Below are 20,910 nucleotides of genomic sequence, written 5' to 3'. Positions count from 1 at the left end.
GGCGGTCGCGCTCGCACGGGGGTACGCCCCGGCGATTGGTACGGTGAAGCGCCAACCGCGTCACTGTCTCTCCCGGGAGGGCACCCATGGCCCGGACCGCTCCGGCGCAGGCGTCCTCCCCCGATGCGGGTCACGACGAACCGGCCGGCCCGCCGGAGTCGCTGCTGGAACGCGCCTTCACCGAGGCGCTGCACAGCGCCGACGACGCCGACGAGGTGGCCACCCGGATCCTCGACGCCGCCTACGAGCAGTTCTGCCGGATGGGCATCCGCCGCTCCACCATGGAGGACGTGGCCCGGCGGGCGGGCGTCTCCCGGATCACCGCGTACCGCCGGTTCGCCACCAAGGACCGGCTGGTCGAGCAGGTGGTCCGCCGCGAGTTCCGGCGCTACTTCGACCGGTTCCTGGTCGACATCCAGCAGGCGGAGACAGTCGGCGACCGGGTGGTGCTGGGCTTCGTCAGCGCGCTGGACGCGATCCGCCGCAACCCGCTGATCGGCGGGCTGATGAGCGTCGAACCGGACGTGCTCATCCCCTCGATGATCAGCGACGGCGGGCGGACGCTGGCGACTGTGCAGCGGTTCGTGGCCGGGCAGCTGCGCCGCGAGCAGCGCGCCGGCACCATCGCCGCCACTGTTGACGTCGAGGTGGTCGCCGAGCTGATGACCCGGCTGTCCTGCTCCTTCCTGCTCACCCCGAGTCACGTCATCGACCTCGACGACGCCGACGAGCTGCGCGCCATGGCCCGCCGGTTCCTCGTACCCATGCTGGAGCCCGGCTCACAGGCCGAGTGACCGGCCGATCACCTCCTTCATGATCTCGGTGGTGCCGCCGTAGATGGTCTGGACGCGGGCGTCCAGGTAGGCGCGGGCCACCGGGTACTCGCGCATGTAGCCGTAGCCGCCGTGCAACTGGAGGCACCGGTCCACGACGCGCTGCTGCAACTCGGTGCACCACCACTTCGCCATCGCCGCCGTCTCCGCGGTGAGGTCCGGCGCGACCAGGCACTGATCCACGAAGACCCGGCCCAGACGCAGCTCGGTGGCGAGTTCGGCGAGCACGAACCGGTTGTGCTGGAAACTGCCGATGGGACGGTCGAACGCCTGGCGCTGCCTGCAGTAGTCGAGCGTCTGCGCGAACACCGTCTCGGCGCCGGCGAGCGCCGCGACGGCTATCGACAGCCGCTCCAGCGGCAGGTTGCGCATCAGGTAGGCGAAGCCCTCGCCCTCGGTGCCGAGCAGGTTGGCCGCGGGCACCCGTACGTCGGCGAAGAACAGCTCGGCGGTGTCCTGCGCCTTCTGCCCGAGCTTGTCGAGGTTGCGGCCACGCTCGAACCCGGGCATGCCGCGTTCGACCACGAGCAGGCTGATCCCCCGCCGCCCGGCCCCGGGATCGGTACGGGCGACCACGACGACCAGGTCGGCCAGGATGCCGTTGCTGATGAACGTCTTCTGCCCGTTGAGGACGTAGTCGTCGCCGTCGCGTACCGCCGTGGTGGTGATGCCCGCCAGGTCGCTGCCGGCGCCGGGCTCGGACATCGCGATAGCCGTGACGATCTCGCCGGAGCAGAAGCCCGGCAGCCAGCGCTGCTTCTGCTCCTCGGTGGTCAGGTCGGTCAGGTACGGCCCGATGATGTCGTTGTGCAGGCCGAACGCCGGCCCGCTCGCACCGGCCCGGGCCAGTTCCTCGGTCAGCACGGCGTGGAAGCGCCGGTCGGTCACCCCGGCGCCGCCGTACCGTTCGTCGACGAAGAAGCCGAGCAGGCCGGCGGCGCCCGCGGCCCGCCACACGCCGCGGTCGACGATGCCGTCGGCCTCCCAGCGCTCGTGGTGCGGGGTGATCTCCTTGTCGATGAACGCGCGCACCAGTTCGGCGAACGCGAGGTGGTCGGCGGTGAAGACGGTGCGGTCCATGTGTGTCAGCTCCCTCCTCCGCGCTACCGGGCCATGTCCGCGACGGCGGCGACGAGGCGCCGGGGGTCCTCGCCCAGCGGCGCGACGTTGAGGATCGTCACGCCGGCGTCGCGGTACTCCTGGACCCGGTCGCGCACGTAGCTCTCCGGCCCGATCAGGCTGGTGCGTTCCAGCAGTTCCGCCGGAACCGCGGCGGCGGCCTCGGCCTTGCGGCCGTCCAGGTAGAGTTCCTGGATGCGGTCCGCCTCGGCGGCGTAGCCGTAGCGGCACAGCAGGTCGTGGTAGAAGTTGCGGCCCTTGGCGCCCATCCCGCCCACGTACAGGGCGATCAGCGGCCGGGCGAGGTCGCGCAGCCCGGTCACGTCCGGTCCGATGGCCAGCGGCCCACCGGCCACCACCTCCAACGGCCCGAGATCGGCCGACCGCTTCGCCCGGCCGGCCGCCAGCGCGGCGCCCCAGACGTCGCCCGCGCGCCGCGGGTCGTAGAGGAACGGCAGCCACCCGTCGGCGATCTCGGCGGTCATCCGGACGTTGCGGTCACCCAGGCTGGCCACGTGGATCGGGATGCGGTCGCGTACCGGGTGGGTGAGGATCTTCAGCGGCTTGCCCAGCCCGGTGCCGTCGCCGGGCGGCAGCGGCAGCCGGTAGAGGCCGTCGTTCGTCAGCGTCTCGCGCCGCCACACCCGCCGGCAGATCTCGATCACCTCACGGGTGCGGGCCAGCGGCCGGTCGTACGCGACGCCGTGCCATCCCTCGATCACCTGCGGTCCGGACGCGCCCAGGCCGAGGATGGCCCGGCCGCCGGACATCGCGTCCAGGCCCGCCGCGGTCTGCGCCAGCAGAGCCGGGGTACGCGAGAAGATCGGCAGGATCGCGGAGCCGATGTGGACGCGGCTCGTCCGGGCGGCCAGGTAACCCATTACCGTGGGCGCGTCGAAGCCGTACGCCTCGGACACCCAGACCACGTCCAGGCCGTCCTCTTCCCAGGCGGCCACGTCGTCGGCGCCGCTGCGGGGGTCGGCGGCGTACGCCAGTGTCGTCCCGATACGCATCAGTGCGCTGCTCCCTGCTTCCGGCCGACGGCGCCGCCGTCCAGCCACCGCGGTAGGTGTTCGTCCAGCCCCCAGTCGGTGAGGACGGGCTCGGTGTCCGCGCCCGGCACGGGCGGCGGGCCGCCGACCCGGCCGGGTGTCCCGGACAGACGGGGCGCCACGGCGGGCTGCCGGACGCCGAAGTGCTCCTCGTACGTGCCACGCGCGGCCAGGTGCGGGTGACCCGGCGCCTCGGTGAGCGACAGCACCGGCGCGACGCAGGCGTCGGTGCCGTCGAACACGGCCGTCCACTCGTCGCGGGTACGCCCGGCGAACACCTCGGCGAAGCGGGCGCGCAGCACCGGCCATCCGGTGACGTCGTGCCGGTCCGGCAGGTCCGCGTCGGCGAGCCCGAGCCGCCGCAGCAGTTCGGCGTAGAACTGGGGTTCCAGCGCGCCGACCGCCATGTGCCCGCCGTCGGCGGTGGCGTACACGTCGTAGAACGGCGCGCCGCCGTCGAGCAGGTTGCGGCCCCGCTCGGGTCGCCAGGCGCCCTGCGCGAGCAGCCCGGCGAACGGGGTGGTGAGGTGGGCCGCGCCGTCCACGATGGCGGCGTCGACGACCTGCCCACGCCCGGTGGCGCCGGCGACGTGCAGCGCCGCCAGGATGCCGACGACCAGGTAGAGCGCGCCGCCGCCGAAGTCGCCGACCAGGTTGAGCGGGATCTGCGGCGGCCCGCCGGCGCGGCCGATCGGGTGCAGCGCCCCGGCCACCGCGATGTAGCCGATGTCGTGGCCGGCGGCGCGGGCCAGCGGCCCGTCCTGTCCCCAGCCGGTCATCCGCCCGTAGACCAGCCCCGGGTTGCGGGCCAGGGCGGCCTCCGGTCCGACGCCGAGCCGCTCGGCGACACCGGGGCGCCAGCCCTCGATCAGGATCGCGGCCCGGCCGGCCAGCGCGAGGACCACCTCGGCGCCGTCGGGGTGCTTCAGGTCGACCACGATCGAGCGCTTGCCCCGGTTGAGCAGGTTCCGCGCGGGGTCGCCGGCCGCGAACGCGCCGGGTTCCGGCCGGTCGATGCGCACCACGTCGGCGCCGAGGTCGGCGAGCAGCATGGCGGCGAACGGGCCGGGGCCGATCCCGGCCAGTTCCACGACCCGGACGCCGGCGAGCGGGCCGCTCACGCGCCGGCCCGTGGGGCGAAGCGGGGCGCGCGCCCCTGGGCCCGGCCGATCAGGGCCTCGCCGAAGTCGGCGCCGGCCAGCGACTCGACCATGAGCCGGATCGCGTCGGCGGCGGCCTCGGCGGCGCCGGTCTCCAGGCCGGAGAACACCTGCCGCCGGATCACCGCCATGGAGGCCGGTGAGCAGTGCTGCGCCAGGTCCGCCGCATAGGCTTGTGCCTCGGCCAGCACCTCCTCGCGCGGGAGCACGCGTTGCACGAGCCCGATCCGGAACGCCTCCACCGCGTCGACCTTGCGGCCGGACACCAGCAGGTCCAGCGCGGCGCCGAGGCCGACCAGCCGGGGCAGCAGCCAGGCGCTGCCGTACTCGGCGACGAGGCCGAGCCGGCTGAACGTGGTGGACAGGCGCGCCTGCGCCGCCATGAACCGCACGTCGGCGTAGAGCGCGTGGACCAGGCCGAGGCCCGCCGCGCCGCCGTTCACCGCGGCGACGATCGGCGTGCCGAGCGTCAACGGCAGGTGCGGCGGGAAGCCGAACTCGCCCGCCAGCAGATCGCGGTTGTGCTCGTCGAGCAGCGCGGCGAGCGCCTCCGGGTCGGCGCCGGCACAGAACCAGTCGCCGGTGCCGGTGACCACGACCGCCCGTACCTCCGGGTCCGCGTCGGCCGCCACCAGAGCCGCGTAGTAGTCGCGGAACATCTCCAGCGTCATCGCGTTGCGCCGGTCGGGCCGGTCGAACCAGATGGTGCGTACGCCGTCGGCGGTGGCGGCCCGCAGACCGTCACCGGCCTGCTCGGACGCGCTCACCGACTCGATCCTTGTGACATTTGACATTTGATACCCTTGTCCGGTGGCGGAACGTGGCAAGACCCCGAGCGTGTCCCAGCCCCAGCTCTCCGAGACGGTGGCGAGCTTGCTGCGCGACCGGATCATGTCCGGCCAGCTGCGCCCCGGCGAACGAATCCGGCTGGAGGAAATCGCCCAGGAGACCGGGCTGAGCATCACACCGGTGCGTGAGGCGCTGCTGATGCTGCGCGCGGAGGACATGGTCGAGCTGCAACCGCGACGCGGGCACGTGGTGGCGCCGCTGTCCCGGCAGGACATCATCGACGTGTTCAGCCTCCAGGGCCACATCGCCGGTGAGCTGGCCGCCCGGGTCGCCGTCAGCATCACGCCGGACCAGCTCGACGACCTGCGGCAGCAGCACGAACGGCTGCGCCGCGCCGCCCAGGCCCGGCAGACCAGCCGGGTCGAGCAGCTCGAATACGAGTTCCACCGCCGGATCAACCGGCTCGCCGACGCGCGCAAGCTGTCCTGGCTGCTGCGGACCGTGACCCGCTACACGCCGTCGCGGTTCTACGCCGCCGACCCGGAGTGGCGGGCCGGCATGGTCGCCGATCACGAGGCGCTGCTCGACGCGCTCGCGGCAGGCGACCCGGAGGCCGTCCGGCCGGTCATGGCCCGGCACTTCACCGACGGCGCGGAACGGCTGGTCAAGCACCTCGACGGACTGGGCGTGTGGAACGAGTGAGTCACCGGCGGCCATGACGCCACGCGAACATCACCAGCGAGCGCTTCATCGCGGAGGCGGACGGCTGGAGCGTCATCACTTCGATCAGCGGCCGGAACCGCTGCCACGTCACCGATCGCGCCCGGCTGAACTCGCGCAGGCCGTCCGCGCCGTGGACCCGCCCGAATCCGGAGTCGCCCACACCGCCGAAGGGCAGTGACGGCACCCCCGCGTACCCCAGCACGGAGTTGACCGACACCGCGCCGGCCCGCAGCCGCCCGGCGAGCGCCAGGCCACGGCGACGGTCGCGGGTGAAGATCGAACCGGAGAGCCCGTAGCTGGTCGCGTTCGTCCGGCGTACCGCCTCGTCGGCGTCGGCCACCGGGTTGACCACGAGCACCGGGCCGAACGTCTCCTCGGTGACGGCGGCGCTGTCCTCGGGCACGTCGGTCAGCACGACCGGCTCCACGAACGGGGGACGTACCGAATCCACGTCACCGACCACCGCCCGGGCGCCCCGGTCGAGCGCGTCGGTGACGTGGCGCCGCACGACGTCCGGCTGGGTGGGCGTGGTCATCGGCCCGTACGGCGCGTCCGGCTCGGCGCCCGGCCGGACCTGCCGCGCCAGCTCGGTGAGCGTGGCCAGGAACGGCTGGTAGACGGACCGTTCGACGTAGACGCGCTCGACGCCGGCACACGTCTGCCCGGCGTTGCCCAGTCCCCCGAAGACCGCCGCCCGCGCGGCCGCGTCGAGGTCGGCGTCGGCGGTGACGATCAGAGCGTCCTTACCCCCGCCCTCGATCACCACCGGTGTCAGGCTCTCGGCGCAGGCGGCCATGACCGCGCGCCCGGTCGCGGCCGACCCGGTGAACGCGATCTTGTCGACCGACGCGCGGCACAGCGCCGCGCCGGTCGTGCCGTCGCCGGTGACCACCTGGAGGACCGGGTGGTCGGGGAACAGCTCGTGCCAGCGCTCGGCCAGCCACACACCGACACCGGGGGTGAACTCGCTGGGCTTGAACACCACAGCGTTGCCGGCGGCCAGCGCGTGCGACACCGCACCCATCGGCGTGTAGACGGGGTAGTTCCACGGGCCGATCACGCCGACCACGCCGTACGGCACGTACTCGACGGAGGCGGCCTGGTTGAACGCGAGCAGGCCGGAGGGGACCGAGCGCCGCCTGAGCACCCGCGCGGCGTGCCGGGCCGCCCAGTCCAGGTGCTCGACGGCGAGCATCACCTCGAGCTGCGCCCCGGCGAGGCTCTTGCCGGTCTCGCTCCGGACGATCCCGGCCAGCTCCTCGATACCGCCGGCGACTGCCGCCTTGTACGCCAGCAGGTGGCGGCGGCGTTGCCGGGCGTCCAGGCCGGCCCACCAGCCGGCCGCCTCGCGGGCTCGCGACACGGCGGCGCGCACTGCGGCGTCGTCGGCGATCTCGTAGTCGGCGCGGTGCTCACCTGTCACCGGGTCGACGACGCGCAGCCGGCGAGGGTGCTCCACGAGGGACGTCATCGACAGCCTCCTGACATTTGATATTCGATAGTCTAGCCTTGCTGTCAATCCCTGCTGACGCGCTGGAGGTACCGCAGTGGAGTGGAGCGACGAGCAACGATCCCTGGTCGAGGCGGTGCGGGACTTCTGCCGCCGCGAGGTGGGCACCCGCGAGCAGCGGCAGAACCTCACGAACGGCGGCCGGGAACCGCACAGCCCGGAGCTGTACCGCAAGATGGCCGACCTCGGCTGGCTGGGCCTGTCCCTGCCGGAGGAGTTCGATGGCGGCGGCGCCGGCATGACGGAGCTGTGCCTGTTCCTGGAGGAGACGGCCCGCGCGATGGCCCCGATCGGCGGCTTCACCACCTCGATCATCGTGGCCGCCACCTACCAGCGGTTCGGCACGCCGGCGCAGAAGAAGCTGATCCTGTCCGGAGTGGCCCGCGGCGTCATCGAGGCGGTCGCGATGTCCGAGCCCGAGGCCGGCTCCGACGTGGCGAACCTGAGCTGCCGCGCCGAGCGCCGCGACGACGGGTACGTCGTCAACGGCCAGAAGACGTGGTGTTCGAACGCCCACCTGGCCGAGCACATCCTGCTGGTCGCCCGCACCTCCGGCCGGGCCGGCGACCACCACGGCCTGACCATGTTCCTGGTCCCCGCCTCGGCGCCCGGCCTGACCGTCTCCGGCATCGACACCATGGGCGGCCGGGAGGTGAACGACCTCTACTTCACCGACTGCGTGCTGCCCGCCGACGCCGTGGTCGGCGAGGTCGACAACGGCTGGCGGCAACTGATGGCCGGGCTCAACATGGAGCGGCTGATCCTCGCCAGCGTCATGCTCGGCACCGCGCAGCGGGCGTTCGGCGACGTCGTCGAGTACGTGAAGCACCGGCGGCAGTTCCGCCGGCCGATCGGATCGTTCCAGGTGCTCCGGCACCGGCTGGCCGACCTGGCCACCGAGATCGAGTGCGCCCGGCTGCTGGTCTACGACACCGCCGCCAAGGTCGACAAGGCGCCGGACACGGTGCTGCCCCGGGAGAGTTCGATGGCGAAGCTCAAGGCCACCGAGACCGCCCGCCGGGTCGCCCTGGACGCGATGCAGATGATGGGCGGCTACGGCTACACCACCGAGTTCGACATGGAGCGCCTGGTGCGCTCGTCGATCGTGTCCACCGTCTACGGCGGCGCCAGCGAGATCCAGCGCGAGATCATCGCCAAGACGTACGGGCTGTCCGAGCAGATGTCCTGACGTGATCCGGCCCGCGCACCAGCAGGTCGATCACGCCCGTCAGGTCCTCCTCGCCGCCGCCCTGCGCCAGGCGGCGGCGCATCAGTTCGAAGTACGGGCTGAGCAGTTCCGGGCTGACGCCCTGCTGTTCGGCGGTGCTCAGGAAGGTCGGCGTGCCGGCCACCTGCATGGCGAGACTGGAGACGACACCCTTCGTGTAGTCGCCGCCGCGCAGCTGGTCGGCGGTCTGATGAACTGCCGGGGCCATCGTCACGAGCCAGTCGGCGAGCAGCGGGGCCAGCGACGCGGGGTCGATGTCCTCCTTGCGGATCAGGGCGAAGGCGTGCGCTGCCCCGGCGAACATCCCGTACATGGCGCTGAGCAGGGCCACGTCGTGCAGGGCGGCGAAGCCCGCGTCCCGGCCGACGTAGGTGGTGCCGGCCGGGACGCCCAACGTCTCCCGGTGCCGCTCGAACAGCTCCCGCGAGCCGCTGTAGAAGACGTAACCGCCGGCCTCCGGGAGGCCGATCATCGGAGGAACGGCCATGATCCCGCCGTCCAGGTAGCGGGCACCGCGCTCGCGGGCCCACTCGGCTCGGGAGCGGGCCTCGGCAGGGGTGCCGGTGGTCAGATTGACCAGATCCTTGCCGGTCAGGTCGGTGCCGGCCAGCACCTCCCCGACCGAGTCGTCGTCCAATAGACAGACGACGACCAGGGTGTTCGCCGCGACGGCCGCAGCGGCGCTGTCCGCGAGCCCCGCCCCCTCGTCGGAGATCGCCGCTGCGCGGGCCGGGGTGCGGTTCCAGACGGTGAGCGGGTGGCCCGCGGCGATCCAGGTGCGGGCCAGCGCGGTGCCCATCGCGCCGAGGCCCAGCAGCGTGACGGGGGTCTTGTCGACAGTGTTCGGTGCCATGCCCTCAGGCTGGTCGCAGGCCAAAAGATGATCAAGTACGCACTTCGGAGTAGGTGGTTACCCTGAGGTGAGCGAGCACGTCGGAGGGGCGGGGCATGGCGACGTTGAACCGGCCGGGCGCACCAGGAGGCCACGTCTGCGGGATCGACACCGCGATGGAGGTGATCGGGGGCAAGTGGAAGGTGCTGATCCTCTGGGCCCTCCACGAGCACCCCTGCCGCCGCTTCGGCGAGTTGCGTCGACTGCTGCCGGGGGTCACCGAGAAGGTGCTGGCCGCACACCTCCGCGAGATGGAGGCGGACGGCGTCGTGCACCGCGTCTCCTACGACGAGGTGCCGCCCCGCGTCGAGTACTCGCTGACCGCGGACGGCGTGCGCCTCAACGACGCCCTCGAGCCGCTGGCCGCCTGGGGACGCGAGCGGCCGATCGCCCGAGGGCTGGCGAAGACGGGCCGGGGCGTCTGAGGAGAGCGCCGGCCGCGGCCACTCGTCGAGGCCGCGGCCGGCCGGACCCTATTCGAACCGCTCGCCCCGCTCGGCCATGGCCACCAGCAGCGGCGGCGGGTCGAACCGCTGCCCGTACCGCTCGGCGAGCACCCGGGCGCGGGCCACGAAGCCCGGCAGCCCGCCGTCGTACTGGTTGACGTACTGGAGGACGCCGCCGGTCCAACTCGGGTAGCCGATGCCCAGGATCGAGCCGACGTTGGCGTCGGCCACCGAGGTCAGCACGCCCTCGTCCAGGCACCGCACCGACTCGATCGCCTCGATGAACAGCATCCGCTCCTTGAGGTCCTCGAACGGCGTGTCCAGGTTCGTGCCGCCGAACTGCTCCCGCAGCCCCGGCCAGAGCCCGGCCCGTTTCCCGTCGCGGTAGTCGTAGAAGCCGGCGCCACCGGAGCGCCCGGTCCGGCCGCACTCGTCGATCATCCGGTCGATCACCGCGTCGGCCGCGTGCGGCGTCCAGGTGCCACCGGCGGCGACTGTGGCCGCGGCCGTCTCCTGCCGGATCTTCCGGGGCAGGGTCAGGGTCAGCTCGTCCATCAGCGCGAGGACCGGCGCGGGATACCCGGCCTGGCTGCTGGCCTGCTCGACGGTCGCCGCCGGGATGCCCTCGGCCAGCATCGCCACGCCCTCGTTGGTGAACGTCCCGATGACCCGGCTGGTGAAGAAGCCCCGGCTGTCGTTGACCACGATCGGCGTCTTGCGCAGCCGGCGTACGACGCCCAGCGCTCGGCCCAGCGTGGTCTCGTCGGTCCGCTCACCGCGGATCACCTCGACCAGCGGCATCTTGTCCACCGGGGAGAAGAAGTGCAGCCCGACGAACTCATCCGGCCGGCTGACGCCCTCGGCGAGCAGCGTGATGGGCAGCGTGGACGTGTTGGAGGCGATGAGCGCGCCCGGCGCGACCTGCTCGATCTCGGCGTACACCTTGTGCTTGAGCGCCGGGTCCTCGAAGACCGCCTCGATCGCGAGGTCGACGCCGGCCAGGTCGGCGAGGTCGCCGGTGGCGTGGATCCGGCCCAGGATCTCGTCGCGCTCGTCTGGCGTGGACCGGCCCCGGGCGACCGCCTTGTCGAGCAGGCCCGCCGAGTACGCCTTGCCCCGCGCCGCCCCCTCGGCGGTGACGTCCTTGAGCACGACCCGCATCCCGGCACGGGCGCAGACGTACGCGATGGCGGCGCCCATCATGCCCGCGCCGACCACCGCGACGCTGCTCACCGGCTCGTGTGCCCCGCCGGCGGCCCGGGACCGGGCGGTCTGGAGGTCGAAGAACAGTGCCTTGATCATGTTCTTGGCGATCTGGCCGGTGGCCAGCTCGGTGAAGTACCGCCCCTCGACGGTGAACGCGGTGTCCAGGTCGACCTGGGCGCCCTCGACGGCGGCGGCGAGGATGTTGCGGGGCGCCGGGTAGGGCGCACCCTTGAGCTGTTTGCGCAGCAGGGCGGGCATGGCCGGCAACTGGACCGCGAGCCCCGGGCTGGACGGGGTGCCGCCGGGCATCCGGTAGCCCTTACGGTCGTACGGCTGGGTCGCGTCGGGGTGGGCGGCGATCCAGTCGCGGGCGGCGGCCATCAGGGCGTCCCGGTCGGTGGCGAGCTCGTCGACCAGCCCGTGCGCGAGCGCGTCCTGCGGCCGGCGGCGCTGGCCGCGCAGCAGCCAGTCGGTCAGCGCGGCGGTGACACCGAGCAGCCGGACGGTACGCACCACGCCACCGCAGCCGGGCAGCAGGCCGAGCGTGACCTCGGGGAAGCCGATCTCGATCGCCGGGTCGTCGAGCACGACGCGGTGGTGGCAGCCCAGCGCCAGTTCCAGTCCGCCGCCGAGGGCGGATCCGTTGATCGCGGCGACGACCGGCCGGCCGAGCGTCTCCAGCCGGCGTACGGCGTGCTTGAGCGCGGCCGCGCCGGCCGCTGACGCCTCGGCGTCGGCGGGGGTCAGCCGCACCAGGGTCTCCAGGTCGCCCCCGGCGAAGAACGTCTTCTTGGCCGAGGTGACGATCACGCCGGTGATCCGGTCGCGCTCGGCTTCGAGCCGGTCCACAGTGGCCGTGAGGCTCGCGCCGAACTCCGCGTTCATCACGTTCGCCGAGCGGCCGGGGTGGTCGAGGGTGAGCAGCACGATGCCGTCGTCGCCGTGCTCCCACCGGATGGTGTTGGCCATTCGTGCTCCTCAGATTCGTTCGATCACGGTCGCGATGCCCATGCCGCCGCCCGCGCAGAGCGTGGCCAGGCCGTAGCGGCCGCCGCGTCGTTCCAGTTCGTCGACGAGCGTGCCGAGGATCATGGCGCCGGTCGCGCCCAGCGGGTGTCCCATCGCGATCGCCCCGCCGTTGACGTTGACGGTGTCCGGGTTCAGGCCGAGGTCGGCGACGAACCGAAGGACCACCGCGGCGAACGCCTCGTTGATCTCCACCAGGTCGAGGTCGTCGACGCCGAGACCGGCCTTGGCCAGCGCCTTGCGGGCCGCCGGGGCCGGACCGGTGAGCATGATGGTGGTGTCGGCGCCGCTGAGCGCGGTCGCCAGGACGCGGGCTCGCGGGGTGAGGCCGGCGGCGGCGCCGGCCGCCTCACTGCCGACCACGACGAGCGCGGCGCCGTCGACGATGCCGGAGGAGTTCCCCGCGGTGTGGACGTGCTCGATCCGCTCGACCCAGTGGTACTTCTGCAACGCGACCGCGTCGAAGCCCGCCTTCTGGCCGATCTCGGCGAACGAGGGGCGCAGCGCGGCGAGGCTCTCCGCCGTCGAGTCAGCCCGGATGTGCTCGTCCCGGTCCAGGACGGTGAGCCCGTTGCGGTCGCGGACCGGCACCACGGACCGGGCGAAGTAGCCGTTGGCCCACGCCTTCGCGGCCCGCGCCTGCGACTGGAGCGCGTACGCGTCGACCGTCTCCCGGTCGAAGCCGGCGATGGTGGCGATGAGGTCGGCGCTGATGCCCTGCGGCACGAACCCGGTGGTGTAGTTGACCTCCGGATCGAGCGCCCACGCCCCGCCGTCGGAGCCCATCGGCACCCGGGACATCGACTCGACGCCACCGGCGAGGACGAGATCCTCCCAGCCGGAGCGCACCTTCTGCGCGGCGATGTTCACCGCCTCCAGGCCGGAGGCGCAGAAGCGGTTGAGCTGGACGCCGGCCACGGTGTCGGGCAGGCCGGCGGCGACGGCGGCGGTCCGGGCGATGTCGGCGCCCTGGTCGCCGAGCGGGGACACCACCCCGAGCACGATGTCGTCGATCAGCGCCGGATCGAGGCCGGGCATCCGCCGCAGGGTCTCCTCGATCAGGCCGGTGATCAGCGAAACCGGCTTCACCCCGTGCAGCGCTCCGGTCGGCTTGCCCCGCCCGCGCGGCGTGCGCAACGCGTCGTAGATGAACGCATCGGTCGTCATGCCAAGCTCCTCATTGCTCACCCGCATGCGAATTTCGCCTAACTTTTCTTGAGCCTGCCGCCGCTTGTCAAGAAGCGTTCCGCGCTGTCCGGCTCCGGCTCCGCGACGGAAACCGCCGAGGGGCGTCACCGGATCCACGCGAGCGGGCGCTAACGTGTAGCGGTGCGACGAACAGCCAGCGACACCGCCCCGGCACCGGTCAGACGGCCCAAGGACCGCAAGGCCCGGATCGCGCTCGCCGGTGCCGAGCTGTTCTGCGAGCGGGGCTACCACGGCGTCTCGGTGGACGAGATCGCCGCCGCCGTCGGCATCAGCGGGCCGGCCGTCTACCGGCACTTCCCGAACAAGTACGCGATCCTCGTGCACGCCACCCGCGAGGTCGTCGGCGCCCTGCTCGCCGCGACCGGGCGGCCGGCGGCGAACAGCGCCGACGGGCTGCTCGACGAACTGCTGCGCGCGCTCGCCGAGGTCGCGGTGAGCAGGCGGCGGGTGGCCGGGCTGTACCAGTGGGAGGGCCGCTACCTGACGCCCGAGCACCGGCAGGAGTTCGCCGCGTCGATGGCCACGCTCGTCGGCCGCGTCGCCGCGCCGCTGCGCGAGCTGCGTCCCGAGCTGACCGCCGGGCAGGCGGACCTGCTGGTGAACGCGGCGCTGAGCGCGTTCGGCAGCGTTACCACGTACCGGGCCGCGGCCACCGGCACCGACACCGAGCACCTGCTCACCCGGGTCGCCTGGACGCTGCTGCGGACCGACGCGCCGGCGGTGCCGCCGCGGCGGCGTCCCGCGCCGGAGGACACGCCCGCCACCGGCCCGGTGCGCCCGGCGTCGCGCCGCGAGCTGCTGCTGATCGAGGCGATGCGGCTGTTCCACAGGCACGGCTACCACGCCGTCGCGGTCGAGGACATCGGCCGCGCCGCGGGCATTCAGGCATCCAGCGTGTACCGCTACTTCCCCGGCAAGGCCGACCTGCTCGCGGCCGCCTACTACCGGGCCACCGACCGGCTGACCGGTGCCACCACCGCGGCGATCGCCGACGCGAGCGACCCGGCCGACGCGCTGCACCGGGTGGTGCGGGCCTACGTCGACTTCGCGTTCGGCCAGAGCGACCTGGTCGCGGTGTACCTGGCGGAGAACAACAACCTGCCGGACCGGGACCGCCACGAGTTGCGCGGCGCGCAGCGCCTGCACGTCGAGGAGTGGGTGGGCCTGGTCCGGGCGGTACGGCCGGACCTGCCGGCCGGCGACGCCCGCGTCCTCGTGCACGCCGCGCTGAACGTGGTCACCGACGTCGGACGGCTCGGCCGCTTCGACCGCACCGCGGGCTACGACACCTGGACCGCCCGGCTCGCGCTCGCCGTGCTGCACGCCTGAGCGGCGTCATCGCGAGGGCGCGGGCGGCGTGAACCGCTGTGGTTGACTGACACCCATGGTCCTGTGCCCGTCCGCGTCCGCCCGGACGGTCCGGTGACCACCGGGCCGGCCGCGGCCACCCGGCCACGCAACCGCAGGCAGGTCATCGTGGAGTCGGCCGGGCAGGTGTTCAGCGAGCGCGGCTACCACGGCGCGTCCATGGAGGAGATCGCCGCGGCGGTCGGCATCAGCGCGCCGGCGCTGTACCGGCACTTCCCGAACAAGTACGCGTTGTTCGCCGAGTGCGCCAACGTCATGGTGGACAACCTGGTCGGGGTCGTCGACGAGTGGCCGCCCGACGCGGCGCTGGCCGACGTGCTGGTGGCCCTCACCCGGGTCACCGTCGCGCACCGCGCCTCCGGCGGCATCTACCGGTGGGAGGCCCGCTACCTCGGGCGCGCGGACCGCCACCTGCTCCGCGCGAAGTTCGGCCACGTCGTGGGCCGGGTCACCGAGATGGTACGGCGGGAGTACCCGCTGCCCGAAGAGCGGCTGCGGGCGGTCGCGGCGCTCGGTGTGATCGGCTCGGTGACCATGCACCACACCTCGATCGCCCAGCGCCGGATCGAGGATCTGGTGCTCCGGTCCGCGATGCGGGTCGTGGCCACCGACCCGACGACCGCCGCCGGGACGGCGCGGCTGGTCGAGCTGCCCGCCCAGCCGGTGCCCCGCACCCGGCGCGCGGAGATCCTGGCCGCGGCCGTGCCCCTGTTCGCCCGGGACGGCTTCGCCACCGTCACCAACGCGCAGATCGCCCAGGCGGTGGGGCTCGCGCCGTCCGCGATCTACCGCCACTATCCCGGCAAGGTGGACATCCTCGTGGCCGCCTGCCTCCAGGCGGCGGAACTGCTCGCCCAGGCGGTGGACCGCAGCCTCCAGCGGGCGGCCGATCCTCGTCAGGCGGTGGTCGCGCTGGCGGCGGCGTACGTGGCCTACTGCTTCGAGCACAACACCCTCAACAGCGTCGCCGAGGCCGAGGTGGCCGGGCTTCCGGACGACGTCCGGCGTCCGCTCATCCTCGCCCAGCGGGAGCACATCGCGGTCTGGGAGCAGCAGTTGCGGGCGGTCCGGCCGGACCTGGACCGGCGGCAGGCCCGGCTGCTCGTGCACGCCGGCTTCGGCGTGGCGGTGGAGGCCGGGCGGGCCCTGCGCTGGCAGGACTCGCCCGGCCACCGGGACGCGGTGACCGCGCTGGTCACCGGCGCCCTGACGCTGTGAAGCCGCACGCGCCTCAGGTGCCCGGCCGGTTCATGACCGGGATCGTGATCGGGGTGTGCGACGCGGACGAGCCGTTGTTGAGGAACAGCATCGCCAGCCCGCGGATGAACCTGTCGAACAGGCCGAACGTCTCCGGCATGAGCGGCGAGAGCCCTTCGCGGAACATCACGTACGTCGGCCAGCCGGCCTCGATCACACCCCGGGAGATGTAGTCGCGGGGCAGCCGCAGCCAGTCGCCGATCCGGTCGGTGAGCACGTAGCGCGCGAACTCCCGCTGGAATCCCCGGGTGACGCCCAGGTCCACCGAGGACGTCAGGTTCAGCAGGATGTCGGCCAGGTCGATGCCCTCGGGCGTCGGCGCGAGGAGCGGGTTCAGCGCGTACCGGGACTGCTCCTCGGCGGCGGCCCAGCTGTTCGGGATGAACTCGTCGCGGACCCCGAGCAGGTGCAGGGCGACCTGCCACATGTGCAGGTAGGCCTCCTCCTCCGCGGCCGACATCCGCAGGCCCCAGCGACGCCAGTCGAGCAGCTTGCGGTGCACGTAGGTGCCGAGGCTGTGGAAGGTGATGAGGATGTCGCCGTTGCTGATCGGGATCGGGTGGTCGGTGACGCCGCGCCACGGCGCGGACTGCGGCAGCAGGTGCCGTACGGCCGCGTGGGTGAGCCGCGTCTTGTGCGAGGTGACCACGAAGCTGCCGGTGGCCTTGAACGCGTCGGGAGCGCTCAGGTCGTACCCGTAGGTGAAGGTCTTCGCGGCGCGCGACTTCATGTCCGCGCCGCCCTCGGACCAGTAGACGTTGCGGGCCTCGCGCGGGATCACCGTGCTCATGATCCCGCTGCCCAGGCCGTAGAGCAGGAACAGGTACATGCTCATGCGCTTGTTGAACTGGGCGGCGCGGTCCAGCTTGGCCTGGTCGGCCCAGGACGGCAGCGTGTTGACGCGCCGCAGGTAGGTGGTGAGCGCCGGGGGCAGGCCGGCGGGCAGCGCGTCGCCGTTGCGGATCCAGGACGCGAACGCGGTGTTCACCGCCGGGATCTGACCGGCGTCCAGCAGCGAGGCGACGAGCGGGTCGGTGTCGTCGTCCCAGACGTCCCACGGGTCGGTGACCGTGTCGGTCCCGGCGATCGAGCCGGACGACGACCACGCCCACGCCTTCGGGGTGTCCGCCACCGCCACCAGTCCCAGCGCGGCACCGAGCGTCAGGACGCTTCGTCTACTGAGATTCTCCATTAGCACCACTTCCCGGTTTCGACCGGACATCGCCCTGAACACCGGCCCGTGAGGTGCGCACAAGCAGGTTTCGAGTTATCCGGGGATGTGATTTTCTATTAACATAGAGGAGCTTGACTGCATGGGCAAGGGTGGACGGTGGAGGTGGTCGCGATGGCTCGTGACGGGCGGTACCGCTGGTTGCGCCGGATCGAGACGCTCGACCCGGTACGCGACCACCACGAGATCTACCGGCTCTCCGCCGGGTACGAGTTCCCCTTCGACTACCAGCGGGCGCTGGAGCTGGCGCTGCTGCGCACGTTCTGCGTGCCGGGCATCTCCGCGCTGCTCGACGCGACCGGCGAGTTCCGGCTGCGGGCGCAGCAGCGCTACGACGACACCGCGCTGCTGATGGCCGAACTGCTGGAGCACGGGTACGACTCGCCGCGCGGCCGGGAGGCGCTGCGGGTGGTCAACCGGGCGCACGGGCGGTACGCGATCTCGAACGACGACATGCGCTACGTGCTGTCCACGTTCGTCTACGAGCCCATCGACTGGCTGGACCGCTACGGCTGGCGCCCGCTGCACGAGCACGAACGGCTGGCCGCGTTCCACTACTACCGCGCCGTCGGCGGGCGCATGGGCATCCGGGACGTCCCGGCGGACTTCGCCGCGTTCCGGGCCTTCAAGGACGCGTACGAGCGCGAGACGTTCCGCCGCACGCCGAGTAACGAGCGGGTCGCGGCGTACACGCTGGACCTGTTCGCGTCCTGGTACCCGGCGCCGCTGCGCCCGGCCGCGCGCCTCGGCGTGCGCGCGCTGCTGCCGCCCGAGATGCGGGCCGCCTTCGGGCTCCCGGCCGCGCCACGGCCGCTGACCGCGCTGGTCGGCGGCGCGCTGCGCGCCCGGGCCGCCGTGGTTCGGCTGCTGCCCGCGCGGACGGTGAGCCGGCTGACCCGCGCGCCGCGCAACCGCACCTATCCCGGCTACCCGCGGGGGTACCGGCCCGCCGACCTCGGCGCGCCGCCACCCCCGCCCGGCATCGACCCGGCGCTACTCCGTGACGGGCTCCGCCACCGCGTCGCCCGGCCGGTAGAGGGCGTCGATCCGGTCGCCGTACCGGTCGACGACGACCCGGCGCCGTAGCTTCAACGTCGGGGTCAGCTCGCCCGACTCCGGCGTCCACGCCGACGGCAGCACCTGGAACGTCTTGACCTGCTCGGGCCGGGCGAGCCGCGCGTTCGCCGCGTCCACGGCGGCCTGGATCTCGGCCAGCAGCACCGGGTCCGACGCAAGGGCGGGCAGCTGCGGGTCGGCGACGCCGTGCGTGCGCGCCCACTGCGGCGCCACCTCCTCGTCCAGCACGATCAGCGCCGTGACGTACGGCCGCCGGTCGCCGATCGCCACCGCCTGACCGATGAGCGGGTGCGCCCGCAGCAGGTTCTCGATCTGCGCCGGCGAGATGTTCTTCCCGCTGGACGTGATGATGAGTTCCTTCTTGCGGTCGGTGATGGTGAGGAAGCCGTCGTCGTCGAGCGTCCCGACGTCGCCGGTGGCCAGCCAGCCGTCCGCGTCGACGACCGGCTCGACGGTGCCGTCCTCGCGCAGGTAGCCGGAGCACACGAGCGGACCCCGGACGAGAACCTCGCCGTCGTCGGCGAGGCGCACCTCCATGCCCACGTTGGGACGGCCGACGGTCCCGGTGCGGAATCGGTCGGGGGTGTTGAGGGTGGCGGTGCCGGTGGTCTCGGTCAGACCCCACACCTCCAGCACGTCGACGCCGAGCCCGGCGAGGAACCGCAGCACGTCCACCGGGATCGGGGCGGCGCCGCTGCCGGGCCAGACCATGTTGTGCAGGCCCAGTGTCGACTGCAACGGTCGCAGCACGGTGTCGCGGGCCTGCGCCACCCGCGCGGCCAGCTCGTCCGGCACCGGCTTCCCGGCCGCGCGCAGCTCGTACGCCTCCAGGGTCACCGCGGTCGCGGCGGCGACGGCGGCGCGGACCGCGGGCTCGGCGCCGGCCAGGTGGGCCTGGACGCCGGCGGCCATCTTCTCCCAGACCCGCGGCACCCCGAAGAACGAGGCGGGACCGACGGTGCGCAGCGCCGCGACGAGCTGCGTGGCGTCGGGGCAGATGGTCACGTGCCCGGCGCGGTAGATCGGGTTGTAGATGCCGAGGAACCGTTCGGCGATGTGCGCGAGCGGCAGGTAGGCCACAGTCGGCGCGTGGTCCGGGACGGACACCATCGCCTCCAGCGCCACCGCCTGGTAGAGCACGTTGTGGTGGCTGAGCACGACGCCCTTCGGGTCGCCCGTCGTCCCGGACGTGTAGAGCAGCGTCACCGGCTGCTCGGGCCGGATCGTGCGCCAGCGCCGCTCGAAGGCGTCCGGGTCCGCCTCGCGGGCGGTGCGGCCGAGGGTACGCACGCGGGACAGCGGCACGGCCTCCGTCGACGCTTCGCCCGGATCGTCCACCAGCACCACCCGGAGCAGGTCGGGCAGGTCGGGCAGGATCGGCCGCCAGCGCTCCAGCTCGGCCGGGCCCTCCAGCACGAGCACCTGGGCGGCGCTGTGCCGCGCCAGGTAGCGCATCTGCTCGGGGCTGAGCGTCGGGTAGATCGTGGAGGGCACCGCGCCCAGGTGGACCGCGGCGAGGTCGACCAGCCAGTGCTCGGCGCGGCTGGACATCATGACCAGCATGTGCCGCCCGGCCTCCAGGCCGATCTCGGCCAGGCCGGCGGACAGCTCGGCGACCTCGTCGCGCAGCTGCGCCCAGGTGCGGGTGTCGTCGCGGCCGAGCGTGGTCAGCGCGGGCCGGTCGCCGTGCTCGGTGGCGTTGCGGTGCAGCAGCGCCGGGACGGTCAGGTCGGCGGCTTTCTTGGCGCAGTCCTCGGCGAGGACGTCGGCGGGGTCCATGGGCTACTCCTTCACACGCAACCGGGCCTGGTGGTGGCAGGGCTGGCCGCACCCCGCCGTGGTGCCCGCGCGGGTTCCGCAGCCGATGGCAGCACTGTAAACGAGGGTTAACTTTCTGGGAAGGATCGCCCGCGATCTGGCGCTGTATCGACATGCGACGGTGACGCGGTGACGAACGCCGACTAACCAAGCGGTCCGCGGCTCACTGCGCGGTCCAGCCGCCGTCCACGTGCAACACGCTGCCGGTGACGTAGCTCGCGGCGTCCGAGGCCAGGAACAGCACCGCGCCGACGACCTCCTCGGGGCGGCCGAACCGGCCCATCGGGATGCGGTCACGCAGCCGCCTCGACCACTGCTCGTGGCCGCGCAGGCCCTCCGTCATCGGGGTCTCCAGGTAGCCGGGCGCGACCGCGTTGACGCGTACGCCGGCCGCCGCCCACTCCAGCGCCAGCGTGCGGGTGAGCTGCTCGACGCCGCCCTTGCTGGCGCTGTAGGCGGCCAGGCGCGGGAAACCGACCTGACCGTGCACGGAGGACATGTTGACGATGCTGCCCGCGCCCTGCTCGACCATGACGGCGCCGGCCGCGCGGGCGCAGACGAACACCCCGGACAGGTTGGTGTCGATCACCTGCTGCCAGTCCCCCAGGCTCAGCCGTTCGCTGCGGTGCAGCGCCGGGCTGATGCCGGCGTTGTTGACGAGGACGTCCAGCCGCCCCCAGCGCTGCCGCGCGAGGGTCAGCACGGCGTCCGCGGCGGACTCGTCGGCGACGTCACCGGCGACCACTGCCGCTGTGCCACCACCGGCCGCTATCCGGTCCCGCACCTCGTCCAGCGCGTCCGGGCGCCGCGACTGGAGGATCACCGACGCGCCGGCCCGCGCCAGCCCTTCGGCGATCGCCGCGCCGATGCCCTGGCTGGCTCCGGTCACCCACGCGACCCTGCCCGACAGCATCCCCTCGACCACCGCCACGGCGGGCTCCCCTCTTCTTGATCCATCGACAGTTG

The 20,910-nt window shown here is 72.9% G+C and carries 18 protein-coding genes; 7 read left to right on the top strand and 11 right to left on the bottom strand.

The window, feature by feature from the left end; translation table 11 throughout:
* Positions 1-86 precede the first annotated feature (86 nt).
* A complete protein-coding gene (locus GA0070562_RS18965; RefSeq protein WP_091423782.1) occupies positions 87-794 on the top strand; it encodes a TetR/AcrR family transcriptional regulator in 708 nt (235 codons plus the stop codon).
* Here GA0070562_RS18965 and GA0070562_RS18960 read toward each other — a convergent pair.
* From GA0070562_RS18960 to GA0070562_RS18945, 4 genes are read right to left on the bottom strand one after another with little or no spacing between them, the layout of a single operon-like run.
* Entirely contained in the window at positions 780-1,913 is a 1,134-nt protein-coding gene (locus tag GA0070562_RS18960) for an acyl-CoA dehydrogenase family protein (RefSeq protein ID WP_091423779.1), read from the bottom strand. The two genes, GA0070562_RS18965 and GA0070562_RS18960, sit on opposite strands and share 15 nt — an antisense overlap.
* Positions 1,914-1,936: 23 nt before the next feature.
* A complete protein-coding gene (locus GA0070562_RS18955) occupies positions 1,937-2,965 on the bottom strand; it encodes an LLM class F420-dependent oxidoreductase (RefSeq protein ID WP_091423774.1) in 1,029 nt (342 codons plus the stop codon).
* Positions 2,965-4,125 (bottom strand): CaiB/BaiF CoA transferase family protein, encoded by a 1,161-nt coding sequence (locus GA0070562_RS18950; protein WP_091423770.1) that lies wholly within the window; start codon positions 4,123-4,125, stop codon positions 2,965-2,967. The genes GA0070562_RS18955 and GA0070562_RS18950 overlap by 1 nt, the downstream gene beginning before the upstream one ends.
* Positions 4,122-4,931 carry an enoyl-CoA hydratase-related protein gene (locus GA0070562_RS18945; RefSeq protein WP_225853075.1) on the bottom strand — a complete coding sequence of 270 codons (810 nt, stop codon included), beginning with the start codon at positions 4,929-4,931 and terminating at the stop codon, positions 4,122-4,124. The genes GA0070562_RS18950 and GA0070562_RS18945 overlap by 4 nt, the downstream gene beginning before the upstream one ends.
* Positions 4,932-4,974: 43 nt before the next feature.
* Here GA0070562_RS18945 and GA0070562_RS18940 point away from each other — a divergent pair, with 43 nt between their 5' ends.
* Positions 4,975-5,655 carry a GntR family transcriptional regulator gene (locus GA0070562_RS18940; RefSeq protein ID WP_091423763.1) on the top strand — a complete coding sequence of 227 codons (681 nt, stop codon included), beginning with the start codon at positions 4,975-4,977 and terminating at the stop codon, positions 5,653-5,655.
* A gap of 1 nt (position 5,656) precedes the next feature.
* Here GA0070562_RS18940 and GA0070562_RS18935 read toward each other — a convergent pair whose 3' ends face one another.
* Positions 5,657-7,147 (bottom strand): aldehyde dehydrogenase family protein, encoded by a 1,491-nt coding sequence (locus GA0070562_RS18935; RefSeq protein ID WP_091423760.1) that lies wholly within the window; start codon positions 7,145-7,147, stop codon positions 5,657-5,659.
* 76 nt (positions 7,148-7,223) lie between these two features.
* On the opposite strand from GA0070562_RS18935, the gene GA0070562_RS18930 reads away from it, so the two are divergent.
* Positions 7,224-8,375, top strand: coding sequence for an acyl-CoA dehydrogenase family protein (locus GA0070562_RS18930; RefSeq protein ID WP_091423756.1), 1,152 nt, complete (start codon positions 7,224-7,226; stop codon positions 8,373-8,375).
* Here GA0070562_RS18930 and GA0070562_RS18925 read toward each other — a convergent pair.
* Positions 8,335-9,267: an NAD(P)-dependent oxidoreductase gene (locus GA0070562_RS18925; protein WP_091423753.1), complete on the bottom strand. Its 933-nt coding sequence runs from the start codon at positions 9,265-9,267 to the stop codon at positions 8,335-8,337. The two genes, GA0070562_RS18930 and GA0070562_RS18925, sit on opposite strands and share 41 nt — an antisense overlap.
* A 95-nt stretch (positions 9,268-9,362) precedes the next feature.
* On the opposite strand from GA0070562_RS18925, the gene GA0070562_RS18920 reads away from it, so the two are divergent.
* Positions 9,363-9,731, top strand: coding sequence for a winged helix-turn-helix transcriptional regulator (locus GA0070562_RS18920; RefSeq protein ID WP_091423750.1), 369 nt, complete (start codon positions 9,363-9,365; stop codon positions 9,729-9,731).
* 48 nt (positions 9,732-9,779) lie between these two features.
* On the opposite strand, the gene GA0070562_RS18915 is transcribed toward GA0070562_RS18920, so the two are convergent.
* A complete protein-coding gene (locus GA0070562_RS18915) occupies positions 9,780-11,927 on the bottom strand; it encodes a 3-hydroxyacyl-CoA dehydrogenase NAD-binding domain-containing protein (RefSeq protein ID WP_091423747.1) in 2,148 nt (715 codons plus the stop codon).
* A gap of 9 nt (positions 11,928-11,936) precedes the next feature.
* A complete protein-coding gene (locus GA0070562_RS18910) occupies positions 11,937-13,151 on the bottom strand; it encodes an acetyl-CoA C-acetyltransferase (protein WP_091423743.1) in 1,215 nt (404 codons plus the stop codon).
* Positions 13,152-13,313: 162 nt separating this feature from the next.
* Here GA0070562_RS18910 and GA0070562_RS18905 point away from each other — a divergent pair, with 162 nt between their 5' ends.
* Both GA0070562_RS18905 and GA0070562_RS18900 read left to right on the top strand, forming a co-directional pair.
* Entirely contained in the window at positions 13,314-14,522 is a 1,209-nt protein-coding gene (locus tag GA0070562_RS18905) for a TetR/AcrR family transcriptional regulator (protein ID WP_091423739.1), read from the top strand.
* Between the two features lie 93 nt (positions 14,523-14,615).
* Positions 14,616-15,779: a TetR/AcrR family transcriptional regulator gene (locus GA0070562_RS18900; protein ID WP_175438794.1), complete on the top strand. Its 1,164-nt coding sequence runs from the start codon at positions 14,616-14,618 to the stop codon at positions 15,777-15,779.
* A gap of 13 nt (positions 15,780-15,792) precedes the next feature.
* On the opposite strand, the gene GA0070562_RS18895 is transcribed toward GA0070562_RS18900, so the two are convergent.
* On the bottom strand, positions 15,793-17,010 hold the full coding sequence (locus GA0070562_RS18895) for an oxygenase MpaB family protein (protein WP_091423732.1): 1,218 nt from the start codon (positions 17,008-17,010) through the stop codon (positions 15,793-15,795).
* Between the two features lie 153 nt (positions 17,011-17,163).
* On the opposite strand from GA0070562_RS18895, the gene GA0070562_RS18890 reads away from it, so the two are divergent.
* Positions 17,164-18,135 (top strand): oxygenase MpaB family protein, encoded by a 972-nt coding sequence (locus tag GA0070562_RS18890; protein ID WP_091424537.1) that lies wholly within the window; start codon positions 17,164-17,166, stop codon positions 18,133-18,135.
* Here GA0070562_RS18890 and GA0070562_RS18885 read toward each other — a convergent pair.
* Positions 18,043-19,905 carry an AMP-dependent synthetase/ligase gene (locus tag GA0070562_RS18885; protein ID WP_091423729.1) on the bottom strand — a complete coding sequence of 621 codons (1,863 nt, stop codon included), beginning with the start codon at positions 19,903-19,905 and terminating at the stop codon, positions 18,043-18,045. The two genes, GA0070562_RS18890 and GA0070562_RS18885, sit on opposite strands and share 93 nt — an antisense overlap.
* 202 nt (positions 19,906-20,107) lie before the next feature.
* Positions 20,108-20,857, bottom strand: a complete 750-nt coding sequence (locus GA0070562_RS18880; RefSeq protein WP_276526482.1) for an SDR family NAD(P)-dependent oxidoreductase — start codon at positions 20,855-20,857, stop codon at positions 20,108-20,110.
* Positions 20,858-20,910 lie beyond the last annotated feature (53 nt).

The organism is Micromonospora tulbaghiae (genome assembly GCF_900091605.1).
Lineage (GTDB): Bacteria > Actinomycetota > Actinomycetes > Mycobacteriales > Micromonosporaceae > Micromonospora > Micromonospora tulbaghiae.
The sequence above is the reverse complement of the archived record's forward strand: the minus strand, read 5'-3'. Positions and strand labels throughout refer to the sequence as shown.

What these genes read in the sequence shown, in the direction of transcription:
- GA0070562_RS18965 (WP_091423782.1), top strand. Translation starts at nt 87, where the DNA reads ATGGCCCGGACCGCTCCGGCGCAGGCGTCCTCCCCCGATGCGGGTCAC.
- GA0070562_RS18960 (WP_091423779.1), bottom strand. Translation starts at nt 1,913, where the DNA reads ATGGACCGCACCGTCTTCACCGCCGACCACCTCGCGTTCGCCGAACTG.
- GA0070562_RS18955 (WP_091423774.1), bottom strand. Translation starts at nt 2,965, where the DNA reads ATGCGTATCGGGACGACACTGGCGTACGCCGCCGACCCCCGCAGCGGC.
- GA0070562_RS18935 (WP_091423760.1), bottom strand. Translation starts at nt 7,147, where the DNA reads ATGACGTCCCTCGTGGAGCACCCTCGCCGGCTGCGCGTCGTCGACCCG.
- GA0070562_RS18925 (WP_091423753.1), bottom strand. Translation starts at nt 9,267, where the DNA reads ATGGCACCGAACACTGTCGACAAGACCCCCGTCACGCTGCTGGGCCTC.
- GA0070562_RS18920 (WP_091423750.1), top strand. Translation starts at nt 9,363, where the DNA reads ATGGCGACGTTGAACCGGCCGGGCGCACCAGGAGGCCACGTCTGCGGG.
- GA0070562_RS18915 (WP_091423747.1), bottom strand. Translation starts at nt 11,927, where the DNA reads ATGGCCAACACCATCCGGTGGGAGCACGGCGACGACGGCATCGTGCTG.
- GA0070562_RS18910 (WP_091423743.1), bottom strand. Translation starts at nt 13,151, where the DNA reads ATGACGACCGATGCGTTCATCTACGACGCGTTGCGCACGCCGCGCGGG.
- GA0070562_RS18895 (WP_091423732.1), bottom strand. Translation starts at nt 17,010, where the DNA reads ATGGAGAATCTCAGTAGACGAAGCGTCCTGACGCTCGGTGCCGCGCTG.
- GA0070562_RS18890 (WP_091424537.1), top strand. Translation starts at nt 17,164, where the DNA reads ATGGCTCGTGACGGGCGGTACCGCTGGTTGCGCCGGATCGAGACGCTC.
- GA0070562_RS18885 (WP_091423729.1), bottom strand. Translation starts at nt 19,905, where the DNA reads ATGGACCCCGCCGACGTCCTCGCCGAGGACTGCGCCAAGAAAGCCGCC.
- GA0070562_RS18880 (WP_276526482.1), bottom strand. Translation starts at nt 20,857, where the DNA reads ATGCTGTCGGGCAGGGTCGCGTGGGTGACCGGAGCCAGCCAGGGCATC.